The following is a 17,653-nucleotide window of genomic DNA, read 5'->3' on the forward strand; positions in this document are numbered from 1 at the left end:
CTCTTTAAGGAGGGTTTATTGCGATATTAGCACATGTAACTCAATAGTACTCTAAATGAAAAAAATCCTTTCCCTCATGCTCCTCGGCACGTCTGCCGTCACAGAGCCCGTCATGTCGCAAAACGACAACAAGAGAAATGATATCCGCTACAATCTTAACGATTCCGGTTCACATTATGTGAAATTCACATTCACGAATCAGGTATGGCTGCGGTTGAACGACAACAATCCAGGAACCACCGTTTTGAGTGATGGACAAACAAACACTTTCGATATCGGCCTTCGCCGCACACGCATGCAGTTGTTTGGTCAGCTCACCGACCAGATCTTTTTCTACACACAGTTTGGAATGAACAATTTTAACAAGGTGAGTGCATTTCCGGCCTACAATACCGCCGGTACGCCCAGCCAACGTAAGATCGCCGCGTTTTTTCATGATGCCGTCGGGGAATATGAAGTGCAGCGGAAAGGCAACAGCTTTATCCGCTTCGGTGGCGGCCTCACGATCGTGAACGGCTTCTCGCGCTTTTCGCAGCCCAGCATTGGTACGATCATGACGATGGATGTGCCTGTTTTTGCCCAGGCCACGGTTGACCAGACCGACCAGTTTTCCCGAAAACTAACCATTTACAGCCGAGGGCAGATCGGTAAGCTCAACTACCGCGTCGGGGTATCCGATCCATTTCCTGTGGAAACGAGCGGTTCCACACCGGCGACGCTTAACCAGAATGCGGTTTTCTCGCAACGCAAAAACAGTAAACAATTCCAGGGCTTATTGATTTACAATATTTTCGATACCGAAGACAACACGACACCCGGTTATATGACCGGTACTTATCTGGGTAAACGTAAAGTCCTGAACATAGAAGCGGGCATTACTTCCCAAAAGAATGCGACGTGGAGAAAAGAGTCGGTCGATACGCTTTACAGCAATATGACGCTCTGGTCGGTAGCGGCTTACCTGGATATGCCCTTGAATGTTGAAAAAGGAACTGCATTGTCGGCCTATCTTGGTTATTTCGGAACGGATTACGGAAAAGGTTATCTACGCTACAACGGCATTATGAACCCTGCCACGGGCACCACTCAGCCCATCGCGGGCGTGGGCGGCACGCACGGGAATGCGTACCCTATGTTTGGGACAGGGAATGTGATTTACGCACAGGCCGGTTATAAGTTGAAAGAAGGCCTGCTGGGCGATCAGGGTACGTTAATGCCTTATGCATCTTTGCAACGGGGCGATTATGACCGTTTGCAGGATGCGGCGAATGTGTATAACCTGGGCATCAACTGGCTGATGAAAGGACATAACGGCAAACTATCACTTAATTATGAGAACCGCCCCGTTTACAAAACGGCTTCGGTCGCCAATGAGCTTGCCAAAGACGGCCGGCGTGGTAGCTGGACTTTGCAATATCAGATTTCAATTTAAACCAGCCGGGCATTCCGGGCCCGGCTGGCCTGGAATTGTCCTAAAATGTGAAACTCAGTCTGGCAAACAAGTAGCGGCCATTAAAGCCCATTTGCTGAACGCGCCGTGAATACACGAAGCGGCCCGAGCTGACATTGCCCGAATGCGTGTGCTTGTCCTGGTAAACATCCAGCACATTGTTTGACCCGATCGTCACGCCGACGCCTTTCACCAAATCATAGCTCAATGCGAGGTCCGTCACGATTTTGGCCCCGAAGGTCTGGTCGAGTGTTTCCTTGTTACCGGTAAGTGTATTCACCGGCCACGAGTCTGGTTTGCTGGGGTCGATTGTCGGGTCCCAATAAGTAACTTCGCCGAACCTAACGCCGCGTAGCATTACCCCGAATTTCCCTGCCTTGTAATTAATGGTCAGGCTTTGCTTGTTACGCGGGCTGGCTATTTCAAATCGGCTTAAATCTTCACGATTGAAATAGGAATTTACCTGTTTGGTCTGGATCAGTATATCGGAAGCGTGGATTTCCGGCTTGCCGTCCGCCCCTTTCTTTACCCTGTTTTGAATAAATGTCCCTGCCAGCACGGCCCTAAGCGACTGGCTTTTGCCAAATTTGGTATTGTAGGATAATACCCCTTCTATTCCCCTCGATCGCGTATCGACGGCATTGGCGAAGAAATTCGCCGTTGTCGCATTAGCTGCTGCGAGCTGTGCTTTCAGATCGGCATTTCCACCGTCATTGAAATTGTTGGTCAATACGATCCGGTCGTGAATATAGATCTGGTAAGCATCCACAGTCAGTTCAAATGCATTGCTGATCTGAATGGTGGTACCGATCGTATAACTCTGCGAGGTTTCCTGTTTGAGCTTTGGTATTCCCAGAATTTCCGCGGGTTTGCTGTCGTTGGTGAACGTGCCGCTTTCCTGGGCTACCTGCTGGCCGTTTTGGGTCACGAAGAGTGTGTTCGTCCTGGCATAATACCGCTGTTGCATCGACGGCGCCCGGAAGCCACTGCTCGCCGAAGTCCGCACCGCAATGCCGTCGGTGATTTTGTAGCGGGTTGAAAATTTGTAGTTAAGCGTGTTTCCGAAATCTGAATAGTTTTCAAAACGAAGCGCTGCACTCACTACCCAGGCATTGGTAAGGTCCTGCTCGAGGTCGAGGTAACCGGCTACACTGTGCCGCGAATGCGATCCTGCATTTTGCGGGAAGAACCCGGAGAACACCTGCGCGCCGGCGGCGACACCCGCTGCGATATCATAATTTTTGTAGGAAGCCTCTTCACCTGCCGTGATCGTATATTTATCGGTGCGCTGCTCCGCCCCGAGCGCTACATTGAGCCCTTGCAGGACTTCGAACTTTCGTCCGAGATCAAGGTTGATCGTATTTTGAAGAAACGCATTACCACCCGCATTGAATTCGCGCTGGAAATTGGCATTTGAAATCGCCTGCGTGTAGTTGACCGAATTGCTGATGAAATAGTCAAAATCATTCTTTCCAAACGTGTTACTAAGGTCGTACCGCCATTCCCCAAACTTGCCACGGATGCCTGCCGCGGCGGAAATGTCGGTCACATCGCTGTTGATCTCCGGCAGAAATCCATTGGGATACACAGCAAATACATTGGGCCTGACCACCGCAGGCACGCCATTGGGATAGCGGTAGAAACCGGCCGCATTGCCCTTCTTATTGTTATATTGGCCAAACGCGTACAGTTCCATCTGCTCCGAAAGCGGGATGCTCGCGTTGATCACGATACCACCGCCCTTCACCTCCGAGTTGCCGATGCGCATATCGAAATCATTTCGCGTAAGGTTTTTTTGTTTTAGCAAGTCATCATCTACCACGGTGCCGTCGACTGCCGGGAAAATCTGGCCGGTGTAGGTTCCAGTGCGGTTGGTAGCATTCCTGTGTACATATTCGCCGGTAATGTTTACGAAGCCCTTCTGGCCAATTTTTAGCCCGTAATTAAGCCCGATCTGCGTCGTACCACCGTCCGAAATGTTGACGGAAGCATCTTTATTGTTGTTGATAATGTAGTTCTTGTCGTAGCTGGTCACATTCTGACCATACGACACATTTCCGCTCAGCCCGGTGCGGCTTTTCAATATAATGTTAATCACGCCTGCAATCGCATCCGAGCCATATTGCGCCGCGGCACCGTCTCGGAGAATCTCGATTTTCTCGACCGATGTAGCCGGTATCGCATTCAAATCAGTCCCAACCGTGCCCCGGTTGACCGTGCCGTTTACATTCACGAGCGACGATTGGTGTCGCCGTTTGCCGTTCACGAGCACGAGTACCTGGTCGGGTCCCAGTCCGCGTAACTGAGCGGGGTCGATGTGGTCGGAACCGTCGGAGATCGTCTGTCGCGACGATTGGAAGGAAGGAGCGACGTAGGTGAGGATCTGGTTAATGTCAACCTGGCCGACGCTGTTGGTGATCTGCGAAACGGGGATAATATCAACCGGGACCGGAGAGTCGATGCGCGAGCGGCCACCGCTGCGTGAGCCGGTCACAACAATCTCTCCCAGTACTTCTGAGGATTCTGCCAGCGCAATGTTCAAGGGCGCGGCTTGTCCTGCGCTGACGGTCACCGGGATAATCTGGGGTGTGTAGCCGATGAACGAGATAACGATGTTGTAGTTGCCATCGGCGAGGCTCAATGCGAAGTTTCCGTCGGGGTCTGTCACGGTTCCCGTGTTCGTACCCTGTACCAGAATGGACACGCCGGGCAGTGCCGATCCATTTTTTTCGTCTGTGACCTTCCCTTTGAGAGACTGCGCGAATGCGCCGAACGAGGCAGAAATAAAGATGAGGAATAATAGCGTTGTTCTCATAGTTCGTGTGTTTTAATTAAAATGTTTGTTGATAAATAGTATTAAATTGACAAATTACTATACTATTTAAGTATAAGTTAAAACAAGTAGTTATCAAAACCAAATACGAGGGCAAAGAAAAAGCCGGCCCGGAAACCCGGACCGGCCTGTATTTTAGCTATTTACGCTTTGTTTACAAGTTCAAAGCCGCATTCATTGAACGAACGGCCTCCGCTGACTTTTCAAACGCCGCTTTTTCGGCATCGCTGAGGCGCAGGTTGACGATCTTTTCCCAGCCGCTGCGGCCCAGGACTACCGGCACACCCATACAAATGTCTTTCTGGCCATATTCGCCATTGAGGTACACGCTGCAAGGCACAATGCGTTTCTGGTTGCGGACAATGCTTTCCACGAGCATCATCGTCGCTGCGCCCGGTGCGTACCACGCCGAAGTACCGATCAGCTTAGTGAGTGTAGCTCCGCCAACCATCGTGTCGGCAGCTACTTTTTCGAGCTGGTCGGCCGAAAGGAAGCGGCTTACGGGGATACCGTTGTAGGTTGCCAATCGGGTTAATGGAATCATCGTAGTATCACCATGGCCTCCGATTACCATCCCGTGGATGTCGAGCGGCGATACATCCATTGCGAGCGCGAGGTAAGTCTTGAAACGCGCACTATCCAATGCCCCGCCCATACCGATCAGACGTTTTTTAGGAATGCCCGATTCTTTCAAAGCCAGGTAAGTCATGGTGTCCATCGGGTTGGAAACCACGATCACGATCGCTTTCGGCGAATATTTCAGAAGATTTTCTGTAACTCCCTTTACGATTCCTGCATTGATGCCGATCAGTTCTTCGCGGGTCATTCCCGGCTTACGAGGCAGCCCCGAAGTGATCACAACCACATCCGAGCCTTTGGTTTTCTCGTAATCATTGGTCGAGCCGATGGGCTTGGTATTGAATCCCAGCAAGGCGGCTGTCTGGTACATATCCAGTGACTTACCTTCGCTGACACCCTCTTTGATATCCAGCAACACCACTTCTTCTGCAAGCTCACGACGAATGATATTATCGGCAGTGGTTGCGCCTACCGCACCCGCACCTACCACAGTAATCTTCATAGGGAAATATGGTTAATTGTATAGAAATTGATGCTTTTTATATTTTTTCCTAAAAGTATGATACATAATTTGTTTAAACCAAGCGGAAATTGATTTTTTGCCGCAAATCATCCGGCTGCCATCCGGAACGCAATTTTTTCCGTAAGTTGATAGTTATAATGGCGTTATAAACCACTTTTTCCTGCTTTGTACAATGAATGACCAGTCAATGATTTCGCGGATTTTACATTCGGTATTTTTTAAGAAGGCCACAGGAAAAGCAGGACGCTACGCCAAAAACTCCACCCGCTTGTTTGAACTTGGCAAAGAGGTGCTGGGGAAACTCCAGACGGTGGGCTTTAAAGGAAATCTCGCCGAATTCCAGTCGAGCGTCCAGCTGCTGCTCCGTATGGTGAGAGCTTACGCCTCTGGCGAATATAAGCAGCTTCCCTGGAAAAGTTTGGTGTCGATAGTCGCTGTGCTCATTTATTTCGTATCTCCTATAGACCTTATTCCTGACTTCCTGCCGGTTATAGGCATTACCGACGACGTGGCGCTGGTGCTGTGGCTCATCAAGACGCTGGGCGACGATATCCGGAAATTTGCCGATTGGGAGAAGGCCGCGAAGACAATTAATATCGGATAAAAGTGGACGCAGGTCTGGTTGTTATAAAAAAGAATAGTTATTTTTGTAAACATTAATAAAAGAAACAGATATGGAATCAATAACCGTTTTAGGAATTATGGGGTTGGGCGGACAGGAGATCTTCCTGGTTGCTCTGTTCGTGTTGCTTTTCTTCGGAGCAAAGAAAATCCCAGAACTTATGCGCGGTTTGGGGCAGGGTATCAATGAGTTCAAGAACGCTACTAAAGACGTTAAGGAAAATATTGAAAAAAGTATGGAAGACCCCAAATAACGCTTCCATCTTATTGAAGGTTTGATACAGAGCCATTAAGCTACCACTTAACGGCTCTGATTCTTTATTTACAACCCCACAAAAAAATTGCCTTGAAAGAGTATCTGACGCTGGCCGAAATTCAGAGAGATCTACGTGAAGAAGGTTTGACGTGCGTCAAGTTGGTTGATCACTATTTGGAAAAGATTGAGGCTAACAAGCATCTCAATGCTTTCGTTGAAGTTTATACAGAGGAAGCAAAAAAGGCCGCCTTGGCCGTAGATGCGAAAATCGCCAATGGTACCGCCGGAAAGCTGGCGGGCATGGTGATCGGTCTCAAAGATGTGCTTTCACTCACTGGCCACGGCCTGCAGGCTGGAAGCCAGATCCTTCAAAATTATACAGCACCCTACACTGCAACCGCCGTGCAGCGGCTCATCGATGAAGACGCGATCATCATCGGTCGGCAAAACTGCGACGAATTTGCAATGGGGTCTTCGAATGAGAATTCCTCGTTCGGACCGGTGCTGAATGCTATTAATAATGCCAAAGTCCCGGGCGGATCGTCCGGCGGATCGGCAGTAGCCGTTCAGGCCGGGCTTTGCCATGCTTCCTTGGGAAGCGATACCGGCGGGTCGGTACGTCAACCTGCTGCATTCTGCGGGGTGATTGGTGTGAAACCTTCGTACGGACGCGTATCGCGTTATGGACTTATCGCCTATGCTTCGTCTTTTGACTGCATTGGTCCTATCACCAAAAGTGTGGCCGATGCCGCACTGATCCTGGAAGTAATGTCTGGTGCCGATGATTTCGATAGTACGGTTTCGGAGCGGCCCGTTCCTGCTTACACCGCCGGTCTGGAATGGGAAGGCAAAGCCAAAATCGGGTATATCCGAAGTGCGGTGGAGAACGAAGCCATTGCCCCGGAAATCCGCCGGCAGACTTCGGAAGTGCTCAACCGCCTGCGCGCGGAGGGGCATGAAGTGGTAGGCATCGATATGCCGTTGCTGGATTCGCTTTTACCAACCTATTACATTCTTACCACTGCCGAAGCAAGTTCGAACCTGTCGCGTTTCGACGGCGTGCGGTACGGTTACCGCAGCCCCGAATCCGTGGATTTGGAAAGCATGTACAAGAAGACTCGTACAGAAGGTTTTGGTGATGAGGTAAGGAGAAGAATACTATTGGGTACTTTCGTATTAAGTGCAAATTATTACGACGCATACTATACCAAGGCGCAACGCGTTAGAAGATTGGTACGGGAGGAAACGGGCCGGTTCTTCGAGCAGTTCGATTTCCTGATTTCCCCGGTAACACCTACCACAGCTTTTACAATCGGTGAAAAAACGGAAGATCCGTTACAAATGTATTTGGCGGACATTTTCACTGTGCAGGCGAATGTCGTGGGTAATCCTGCGGTATCCATTCCAAATGGACTGGATGACCAGGGAATGCCGATCGGGATTCAGATCATGGCCCCTTATTTCGGGGAGGAAAAAATGCTGGCGTTTGCCAACTACCTCACCGGACTAAATTAGGAAGGGATCGTAGCATACAACCGGAGCAACCAGTGCATTCAGAGGGGATTTCCCTTTTTTTGCGCTCATTTATGAGACCCGGACTGTATTTACAACCACAGTTTTAAAGGAAATTATCGTGCCAGAATAACAGGCAACCAGGTTACGTTATTCTGTATGAGAATGTTGCGTGAATAGATAAAAATGTATTAGAGATTATTCTGATTCATCTGGCCAGTTCAAAACCCAAAAGGATTCTTCTATCTGTAAGTGGATCATCAACAGGTATAAGCCATTGAAAACCATGAATTGATTAACCTTCAAAAAACATTTATTAATGAGGATTTCGAAAAGAGTATTGTGGCTCGGAGCCATGTGTGCAGGGTTTTGGAATGCGTCCGTTGAGGCGATGGTTCCACAGGAGCGTTTGACATCCGGGCAGGATACAGTTGAGACTATTGCTCAGGACGAAAATGATTTGATGCCGTCTCTCCCGGAAGTGGAAGAAATCGGAGCCAATCCCGCTGTGCCGGAGGGGCTTTTGAAAGAACGGTTTGCAAAGCTTGAAAAATCGATTCCGCTTACCTATCACAAGTCTTCGCACGAATTCGTAGAGTATTTTATCTACAAAAAAGCAAAATTCACGCAGACCATGATGGAGCGCATGCCGCTCTATTTCCCGCTCTTCGAGAAAGCACTTGCCAAACACGGCTTACCTACCGAACTGAAATACCTTTCGATGATTGAGTCGGGGCTGAACCCGACAGTTATTTCCCACGCGAGAGCGGGCGGGCTCTGGCAATTTATGCCGGCTACCGGACGGGAATTCGGTCTTTACCAGGATAAATACATCGATGAACGCTTCGAACCCACCAAAGCAACCGAAGCGGCTTGTCTGTATCTCAAACAACTTTACAATATCTTCGGCGACTGGGAGCTTGCATTGGCCTCGTATAATACAGGCCCGGGCAATGTGAAACGTGCCATGCGCCGCTCGCGCGGGACTACCTTCTGGACGATCTATAATGTCCTTCCCCGCGAAACCCGTTCGTACGTACCGCAGTATGTAGCCATGAACTACATGATGAACTATGGCTACGACCACGGCATTTTTCCCGAAAATACCGAGTTCCAGATCCCGAACGATACCATTCACATCAACGGCTACATTGATCTTGCTACGTTTTGTGACAATGCGAGCATCGATTTCGAAGTCCTCAAAAAGCTGAATCCGCAGATCACCAAAAAGATCCTTCCCGACCAAACACGCGACTTTATTTTGAAGGTGCCCAGTGTTCGGTTCACATACCTGATGAGCAATCGCGCATCCATCATGGATTCTTGCACAAGAAGATATCTTTCTTCCGGTGTAATGGTGGCCAAAGCCGACAGTACCAGAACGGATTCACTGGGCGGAAATGGCTCGTTCCCTTACGTGCTTGCATCGAATGTGCAGAATGTATCGGATGACGAAGGGTATGATGAAGAAGATGGTGAGGAAGAAGTGGTTCAGCGTAACCGTACCAAACGCGTGTCCTATACCGTTCGTCGCGGCGACAATGTAGCCGGAATTGCACGGAAATATGGGGTGTCGGCAGTATCGCTTCGCAAATGGAACCACATTCGCCGCAACAATATCCGCAGAGGGCAACGCCTGGTGATCTACAAAGAAGTGAAGGAGACCGTACCGGCAACGCGCATTGCAAGCAAGGCAAAGCCACAGCGGGACGAGGAGCAATTGGCGAAACAGCAGCGTCATACCCGGAAACGTTATCATACCGTACAAAAAGGAGATACATTATGGATTATTTCGCAGCGCTACGGTCTGGAAATCGGTCAGTTGAAAAAGCGGAACAAGATCAGGGGCAACTCGATCAAGCCTGGTCAAAAACTGATTATTTCTGCCTAGAAATTAACGCTTCAACATACACATACTATTTTTATGATTGCCTACGTTAACGGGATTGTAACTTATAAAGACCCAGCGTACGCTATTATTGATGTCAACGGAGTGGGTTACGAGGTCAGGATCTCATTGCAGACCTATACTTCGCTCCCCGACATTGGTGCCCGGTGCAAGCTGGTAACGTTTCTCAATATACGGGAAGATGCCCACGTCCTGTACGGTTTTGGTGGAAGTGATGAGAAAAAGCTGTTTCTGGATCTGACCAGTATTTCAGGAATAGGGCCGTCGACAGCACTCGTAATGCTCTCCTCACTTTCCTCCTCAGAAATTCGGCAGGGGATCATTGATGAAGACCTGCGCCTGATCCAGTCGATCAAAGGCATAGGGTCCAAGACTGCTCAACGCGTAATCCTCGAACTAAGAGACAAAATTCGAAAGGAAGAGCTCGTTTCAACAGGTCCCAAATCTGCTGAAACGTCGTCGGGCACTCTCCGGAGTGAAGCATTGGCTGCGCTCGTTACGCTGGGTATTCCCAAAGCGACGGCGGAGAAAAGTCTGGATGCCATCATCAAGCGGGAGGGGCAATCTATTAGCGTTGAAAATCTTATCAAACTGGCGTTACGTTAACCGGAACAGCAATGATATTTGGTGAAAAATTTTACAACTGTAGAATCGTGTTGATGGATTTGTTTGTAAATACAACCTTCTCTAAATAAGTATATTACCTTGTCATCAACGATTTACTCATTTCTTTTTAAGGTATTAAGCATTTCGGCCGGAGCGGTGTTACTCGTGAACGTTTCAGGCGGCAAGGGTGAACCATATTCGGAGCAGGCACAGGCATGGGCCATTCTTGCAGACACGCTTAAAGAAGATACCACCAAGAAAAACATCGACAGGTCGGGCTCGCAACTGATCATGCGATGGAAGGATTATTATTCCAACCGTATTACAGAACCACGCCCGCGTTCGCCATTCTACCTGCGTGATCCAGCCAATATTTCTACAAACGTTACGCTCGACAGTGCAGGGAAAATTGCAGTAACCGAGAAAATTCAAACGCCCGGTCTGGCGACGCCCGGCGTACCGACGCCCGGCGTGGCGACGCCCGGCAATACATTGAACTACCGCTTGCCTGAGCGGATGGATCTTGCAACTTACGATAAGATCCAGGAGGACCGCGCATTCAAAAGTCTCCTGCGCGAGTATGCGGGCAGGCAGGACGGCAATAGCGCCATGGGAGCACGCGGGCTGTTGCCCAAGCTCGACCTTCCGCCAGGGCTTACCAAATTGCTGGGGGATGATTTTGTGAATTTCAAGCCAACCGGTTTTGTATCGCTCGACCTCGGGCTTATGCACCAGTTCCTGGACAACCCGGCCATTCCGATCCGCCAACGCAAGAATACCCAGTTCATTTTCAACGAACAGATCAATATCAACTTTGACGCCAAGCTTGGTGACCAGCTTGGTTTTCAGACCAACTTCGACACCAAAGCGAACTTCAACTTCGAGAATGCGATCAAGTTGAACTATAAAAATCCTGAGGAGAGCTTTATCAGGAAAATAGAGGCGGGTAATATCAACTGGGCCATCAACAGCCAGCTCATTCCCGGTGTTCAGAATTTGTTTGGTTTAAAAACGGATTTCCAGTTTGGCCGCCTGAGCGCCACTTTCGTCGCGTCGCAACAAAAATCCAGCAAAGAGCGGATCACGCTTCGCGGCGGTGCGCAAAGTCGGGATTTTGAATTGAGGGCGGATACCTACGACGAGAACCGCAACTTTTTCCTCTCCCAATATTTTCGGAACATTTACGAAAGTTCGTTGCAGAACACACCGACTATCACCTCGGGCGTGACCGTAACACGTATTGAGGTGTATGTTACCAACCGAACGACAACAACCGAGTCGCTTCGAAACGTAGTCGGCTTTGCCGATTTGGGCGAGCCTGCTCCCTACCGCGCTGGTAACCCGAACTTGCAGCCAGTGCGATCCACGTCGCCAGCCGCCAACGACGCCAACGGCCTTTATAAGACACTGACCGGGAACAACGCTTTCAGGCAGGTCGACAATACCAATACTGCCGTAACGGGCCTCGGCCTTGAAAAGACAGTCGACTACGAATTGCTCCGCGGTGCGAAACGACTGATCGTCGACCGTGACTATACCTTCCATCCGCAACTCGGATACATCTCTCTGACCAACGCGCTCCGCAACGACGAAGTCCTTGCGGTTTCCTATGAATATACTTTGAATGGCCGCGCTTTCAAGGTAGGGGAGCTTACCGAGGATTACCAGGCCAGGAAAGACAATGAAGTAATCGCTTTGAAATTGTTGAAATCTTCGACGATCCGTAACAACACCAAGTTGCCGATGTGGGATCTGATGATGAAAAACATCTATTCGCTCGGTACCAGCCAGATCGACAAGCAAGGATTTCAGTTAAGGGTTATTTACAAAGACGACCAGACGGGTATCGATAACCCCAACTTGCAGGAAAGTAGCATTGCCAACATCCCGCTGATCCGCTTATCCGGCCTCGACCGCTTAAACCCGGTTAACGACCTGCAACCCGACGGTAACTTCGACTTTGTGGACGGGATTACGATGGACAGCAAGACCGGGCGCATTATATTCCCCGTGCTGGAACCGTTTGGCAGCAACCTATCCAAGAAATTCGGTCCGGGCGAGGACGTGTACCGCAACAAATATGTGTTCAACGAGCTGTACCGCACGACCATGATCGATGCACAACAGGTTTCGGAGCGCAACAAGTTTTACATTAAAGGTGCTTACCAATCGAGCGGCGGGGCCGAGGTTCAACTGCCTTTCGGTGTGCTGGAAACTTCTGTAACCGTGACTTCCGGCGGCGTGCCGCTTTCTCCGGGCTCGGATTATATCGTGGAAGCGCAGATTGGCCGCGTGCGGATTTTGAATGCCAGCGTACTTGCTTCGGGGCGCGAGATCGTGATCGAATATGAGCGCCCGGATATGTTCCAGAACCAGATCAGGACTTTGGTAGGAACGCGGCTCGACTACGTTGTCAACCGGAATCTGAGTGTCGGTCTGACGGCCATGAAATACAAGGAACGTACCGCTGGCTTCCTTTCCAGGGTGTCTATCGGCAACGAGCCTGTGAATAATACCATGCTCGGATTCGATGTGAATTTCCGTAAGGATGCCCCTTTCCTGACCAAATGGCTGGACGCATTGCCGCTTATCCAAACCAAGGAGATGTCGTCGATCCAGTTCAAAGGAGAATTTGCCAAATTACTTCCGGGTGTTTCGAAGGACGTGAACAACCGGTCGCTGGTGGACGATTTCGAAGCGGCGCGGACGGTTTACGACCTTTCACGGCAGCCACAAAAATGGCGTCTGGCGGCGGTGCCGGGCAAGTTCAGAGATGGATTTGACGGTAAAAACCTGAACTATGGCTATAAACGTGCCAAAATTTCGGCCTATACCGTCGATAATATCTTCGGCGGGGCACAAGGGCTGGGTGGAGGCTATCAGCCACCAGCGAACTTCGACGAAGCCGATCGACTGAACTATTACGAGCGACTTTACCTCCCTACCGACATTTTCCCCAGGCGTCCTATTGCAGGCTTGGTAACTTATCCACAGCAAATACTCGACATCGCCTATTTTCCGAGCGAGCGTGGTATGTACAACTACAATACGGACCTGGATCAGAATGGCCGTATGAAGACCCCAAGAAATAATTTCGGAGCATTGAGCCGTGCTATTACTTCCGATAACGACTTTGATAATGCCAACATCGAGAGTATCGAGTTCTGGATTTTGGACCCGTTTATTAATGATAAGGATAAAGGAGCAGTAAGAGACGGGTTTTCAGATCTGCCCAATACAACGGGTGGAAAGCTGGTATTCAACCTGGGCGATATTTCAGAGGATGTAATTCCCGACGAACGCTACAACTTTGAAAACGGTTTGCCGCTTGTGCCTAAGCAAGTAGGCGTCAATGTCGATTCAACGGCTTGGGGGTATGCTACCAAATCGCAATACCTGATCAATGCATTCAGCAATGAAAATGGCGCGCGTCAGAAACAGGACGTTGGTTTGGATGGTTTGACAAATGAGGAAGAACGTGCTTTCTTCAAAAACTTCATCGACCGCCTTCCTGCTAACCTTACGGCCGAAGCACGCGCGAAAATACTTGCCGACCCTTCCGGCGACGATTTCAAGTTTTTCCTCGGAGCTGAACTTGACAGTGCCGACCTGAAAGTACTGGAACGCTACAAAAACTACCTCGGGATGGAGAACAACTCGCCCGAAAGCCAGGGGAGGTCCGTGGATGTGACACCGGCGTCGACCAACATTCCCGACGGTGAAGACATGAATGTCGATAATACCATTAACGACAACGAATCGTACTACGAATATGAGATCGATTTGAAACCCGGTCAGCTGGAAGTGGGCAAGGGTTATATTGTAGATAAAACAGTAAATACCAAGGATAACCAGAACTGGTACCTTTTCCGTGTCCCTATCAAGGAATTTTCGGGCATAGTAGGGAACATGAACGGTTTTAAATCGATCCGTTTCATGCGGATGTACCTCACGGACTTCCAGCAACCTGTCGTGCTTCGTTTTGCCCAGCTGCAAATGGTGGGCCAGCAATACCGGAAGTATACCTATAACCTCGATGCGCCGGGCTTGCAGGAAGTACCTGAGCCTTACGACGCGAAATTCACGGTTGGAACAGTAAGCATCGAAGAAAATAGCCAGGCCAATAATGCTACCAACAAATATGTGTACACCATCCCTCCGGGCTGGATACGCGACCTGGACAATACGCAACGCCCGCCGTTGCAGCTGAACGAACAGTCGATGAGCCTTTGCGTTACCGATCTTCGTGATGGTGATTCCCGTGCAGTTTTCAAAAATGTGAACCTCGACCTACTCTTCCGCAAGCGCCTTCGCATGTATGTGCATATGCAGAACGAGCAAAGTGAGAACAACATGGTAGGCGCGTTTATGCGCATTGGAACCGACCTCACCCAGAACTATTATGAGATCGATCTCTCGGCCCTGAAAGCGACAAGCCCATCTGCCACTAAGGACACGGAAGTCTGGCCGGAAAGCAACGAGATCAATATCGCCCTGGCGGACCTGATCAATGCAAAAGCACAGCGTAACCGGCAGCTCGACAAGAATCTGAGCGTTCCTTATACCATTACAACGGCAGACGGACGATATAAACTGACCGTGGTAGGTAACCCCGATTTGAGCGCTGTGAAGGTGATGATGATCGGTATGCGAAACCCGAAATCGGTGGATGAGCGCTCGAAGACATTTTGTATCTGGGTGGATGAAATGCACGTAGAAGGGTTCGATGACACGGGAGGTATAGCTGCGATTGCACAACTTAACGCCAAACTGGCCGACTTCGCGACATTAACCGCTTCTGGTCGGATCGAGACGTTCGGTTTTGGATCCGTGCAGCAGCGTATTGGAGAGCGCTCGCGTAACTTTACTTCGGAATATGGTTTCTCTTCCAATATTGCATTGGATAAATTGCTTCCCGCCAACTGGGGCTTCCAGATACCGCTGTTTGTAAGCTACGACCGGAGGAATGTGAAGCCGCACTTCGACCCGCTCGACCCGGACACGCCGTTGAGTACCTCGCTGGATAACCTGCTTACCGACGAACAACGAAATGGTTACCGGCGGATGGTGGAAGAGAATGCCGTCAAACGAGGGTTCAACTTCTCGAACGTCCGAAAGATCAAGATGAAGCCGGGGGCTAGAAACCATTTCTACGACTTTGAAAACTTCTCGTTTACCTACGCATTCAGCGATGATAAGCGACGGAATATCCTTACGCAGGAGTACAACCAGCGGGCTTACCGGGCGGGTATTTCCTACATGTATGCCAGCCAGCCGAAAGCCATCGAGCCATTCAAGAAGTGGAAGGCGACGGGCCGTTGGGCGGAGTTTATCAAGGAATTCAATGTGACGCTCCTGCCGAACATGGTTTCCCTGCGTACCGATGTAGACCGCCGCTTCCTGAAAACTCAATTGCGCAATGCCGATCTGACGACCGACGGTATGCAGCCATTGTTCGAAAAATATTTCTGGTTCAATCGCTACTACGACTTCGGCTGGAACCTGACGCGCAACATGACGCTGACCTACGCGGCCACGGCCAACTCGATCATCGATGAGCCGGAAGGTGATATCAATACGGGGGCGAAAAAGGATTCGCTTTGGAGCAATTTTAAAAAGTTGGGCCGTATCAAAAACTTTGACCAGAAAATAGACCTGACTTACCGGTTGCCGCTCGACAAAATCCCGGTTTTGGACTGGATGTCGGCAGACTACAAGCATTCGATCGGGTACAATTACCAGGCTAATGCATTAGGCTTGAAGGATACGACAGGCTTACCGTTCGGGGACATTATCCGCAATAGCCGTGAGCGGGGCGTTACCGGAAAGGTGGATTTTGTATTGCTTTACAACAAACTGCGCTACCTGAAATTTGCCAATACACCGTCGGCGGTGAGGAAAAACTTTGCGCGCAGCCCAGGGGATATCGAGGAAATCGATATGCGCACGACCGATCTTGTGAAGAACCTTACGAGGGTTTTGATGACCGTTCGTGGTATCAATTTCAGCTACTCGGTTTTGGAAACAACTGCATTACCGGGGTATTTGCGGGCACCAAAATATTTCGGGCTCGACAATGCGAATGCGCCGGGGCTGGGTTTTGTGTTGGGCCAGCAGGATAGAAACTTCCAGGTGAAAGCTGCGGACAAGGGCTGGATCACGAGAAGTGAGCAACAGAATATGCCTTTCCAGCAAACCATCGCCAAGAACTTCTCAGCCAATACCACATTGGAACCTTTCAAGGATTTCAGGCTGATCATCGAGGCGCGTTTGACTAGGCAAGACGCTTATCAGGAATTCTACCGGCCGGATTCGGAAGGTAATTTTGTTTCCCAAAGTCCGCTGCGGAACGGTCAGTTCAGTATGTCGTTCATGTCGTTCAGGACTGCTTTTGCTAAAATGCGGAGAGACAATTCTTCGCCGGTATTCGACAAGTTCAGGGCTTATCGTGCCATTCTGCGGGACCGTTTGAATGCCGAAAACACGAGTGGTGGCGAATATAACGAAACATCGCAGGACGTTTTGATTTCGTCATTCTTCGCAGCCTATACCGGGAAAGATCCGAACACAGTCCGTACCAATCCATTCCTGAAATTCCCGATGCCTAACTGGGATTTGAGCTATAATGGTCTTTCATCGATTCCGGCGTTCAAGCGGTTGTTCAGCTCGTTTACCTTGCGGCATAAGTATATGTCCAATTACAGCGTAGGTAACTTCACCTCGTCGCTCGATTACGAGGCGCTTTATGTGAACCTTGCGGTAACGGGTTATCCGTTGTCGTCGAGGCTAAATGATCTGGGGCAATACATTCCGGTATTTGCAATGAGTACCATTACGCTTTCGGAGAAATTCCAGCCGCTCGTGGGCGTGGAGATGCGCACGCAGAGCCGCATAACCGCACGCGTGGAGTATAACCGCGACCGCACCGTTGCATTGAATCTCTCGAACTCGCAGGTGGCCGAGCTCTTCAACCAGGACATTACTGTCAACATTGGCTTTACAAAAAACAATGTGCCGCTGCCATTCAAGATCAACGGGGTGAAGAAAAAGCTGAAAAACGATATGACGATGCAGCTCGCGATGACGTTCCGGGATACCCGCTCGATTCAGCGGAAGTTCGATGGGGAGAATATCCCGATCGCCGGAAATATCAACTTCCAGTTGCGGCCGACGGTGAATTACATGGTCAACAACCGTTTGAGCGTGCAATTTTATTTCGACCGTACCTTCAACGACCCGCTCGTTTCCAACTCATTCTATCGCGCCAGCACGGCCGGTGGCGTCCAGCTGAAGTTCAATTTGGCTGAATAACATTTTGATTTGGAAAATACAGCTTACATCCTGTAATTTGCGCTCCAAAGATG

The 17,653-nt window shown here is 49.8% G+C and carries 9 protein-coding genes; 7 read left to right on the top strand and 2 right to left on the bottom strand.

Annotation, left to right across the window (positions count from 1 at the left end):
* Nucleotides 1-55: 55 nt before the first annotated feature.
* Nucleotides 56-1,432, top strand: coding sequence for a hypothetical protein (locus tag ACTJJJ_RS12485; protein ID WP_440701944.1), 1,377 nt, complete (start codon nucleotides 56-58; stop codon nucleotides 1,430-1,432).
* Between the two features lie 40 nt (nucleotides 1,433-1,472).
* Here ACTJJJ_RS12485 and ACTJJJ_RS12490 read toward each other — a convergent pair whose 3' ends face one another.
* Together ACTJJJ_RS12490 and mdh are read right to left on the bottom strand one after the other, a co-directional pair.
* Nucleotides 1,473-4,265 (bottom strand): TonB-dependent receptor, encoded by a 2,793-nt coding sequence (locus ACTJJJ_RS12490; protein WP_440701945.1) that lies wholly within the window; start codon nucleotides 4,263-4,265, stop codon nucleotides 1,473-1,475.
* A 172-nt stretch (nucleotides 4,266-4,437) separates the two neighbouring features.
* Complete coding sequence (gene mdh, locus ACTJJJ_RS12495; RefSeq protein ID WP_188934731.1) at nucleotides 4,438-5,364, bottom strand: malate dehydrogenase; 927 nt, start codon at nucleotides 5,362-5,364, stop codon at nucleotides 4,438-4,440.
* Between the two features lie 208 nt (nucleotides 5,365-5,572).
* Here mdh and ACTJJJ_RS12500 point away from each other — a divergent pair, with 208 nt between their 5' ends.
* The 6 genes from ACTJJJ_RS12500 (at nucleotide 5,573) to sprA (ending at nucleotide 17,600) form a co-directional block, all read left to right on the top strand.
* The gene (locus tag ACTJJJ_RS12500; RefSeq protein WP_440702648.1) at nucleotides 5,573-5,989 is read left to right on the top strand and encodes a YkvA family protein; all 417 of its coding nucleotides are present in this window, start codon (nucleotides 5,573-5,575) and stop codon (nucleotides 5,987-5,989) included.
* A gap of 70 nt (nucleotides 5,990-6,059) precedes the next feature.
* The gene (locus ACTJJJ_RS12505; RefSeq protein ID WP_015813903.1) at nucleotides 6,060-6,260 is read left to right on the top strand and encodes a Sec-independent protein translocase subunit TatA/TatB; all 201 of its coding nucleotides are present in this window, start codon (nucleotides 6,060-6,062) and stop codon (nucleotides 6,258-6,260) included.
* Nucleotides 6,261-6,352: 92 nt separating this feature from the next.
* Complete coding sequence (gene gatA, locus ACTJJJ_RS12510; protein WP_426292827.1) at nucleotides 6,353-7,777, top strand: Asp-tRNA(Asn)/Glu-tRNA(Gln) amidotransferase subunit GatA; 1,425 nt, start codon at nucleotides 6,353-6,355, stop codon at nucleotides 7,775-7,777.
* Between the two features lie 316 nt (nucleotides 7,778-8,093).
* On the top strand, nucleotides 8,094-9,665 hold the full coding sequence (locus tag ACTJJJ_RS12515) for a lytic transglycosylase domain-containing protein (RefSeq protein WP_229222607.1): 1,572 nt from the start codon (nucleotides 8,094-8,096) through the stop codon (nucleotides 9,663-9,665).
* Between the two features lie 33 nt (nucleotides 9,666-9,698).
* Entirely contained in the window at nucleotides 9,699-10,289 is a 591-nt protein-coding gene (gene ruvA / locus ACTJJJ_RS12520) for a Holliday junction branch migration protein RuvA (RefSeq protein WP_188934727.1), read from the top strand.
* Between the two features lie 99 nt (nucleotides 10,290-10,388).
* Nucleotides 10,389-17,600, top strand: coding sequence for a cell surface protein SprA (gene sprA / locus ACTJJJ_RS12525; RefSeq protein ID WP_440701946.1), 7,212 nt, complete (start codon nucleotides 10,389-10,391; stop codon nucleotides 17,598-17,600).
* Nucleotides 17,601-17,653: the final 53 nt, after the last annotated feature.

This window comes from Dyadobacter sp. 22481 (assembly GCF_052044875.1).
GTDB lineage: Bacteria > Bacteroidota > Bacteroidia > Cytophagales > Spirosomataceae > Dyadobacter > Dyadobacter endophyticus.

Bases quoted from the DNA above. Each gene is read 5' to 3' on its own strand.
- ACTJJJ_RS12485 (WP_440701944.1), top strand. From the start codon at position 56: ATGAAAAAAATCCTTTCCCTCATGCTCCTCGGCACGTCTGCCGTCACA.
- ACTJJJ_RS12490 (WP_440701945.1), bottom strand. From the start codon at position 4,265: ATGAGAACAACGCTATTATTCCTCATCTTTATTTCTGCCTCGTTCGGC.
- mdh (WP_188934731.1), bottom strand. From the start codon at position 5,364: ATGAAGATTACTGTGGTAGGTGCGGGTGCGGTAGGCGCAACCACTGCC.
- ACTJJJ_RS12500 (WP_440702648.1), top strand. From the start codon at position 5,573: ATGATTTCGCGGATTTTACATTCGGTATTTTTTAAGAAGGCCACAGGA.
- ACTJJJ_RS12505 (WP_015813903.1), top strand. From the start codon at position 6,060: ATGGAATCAATAACCGTTTTAGGAATTATGGGGTTGGGCGGACAGGAG.
- ACTJJJ_RS12515 (WP_229222607.1), top strand. From the start codon at position 8,094: ATGAGGATTTCGAAAAGAGTATTGTGGCTCGGAGCCATGTGTGCAGGG.
- ruvA (WP_188934727.1), top strand. From the start codon at position 9,699: ATGATTGCCTACGTTAACGGGATTGTAACTTATAAAGACCCAGCGTAC.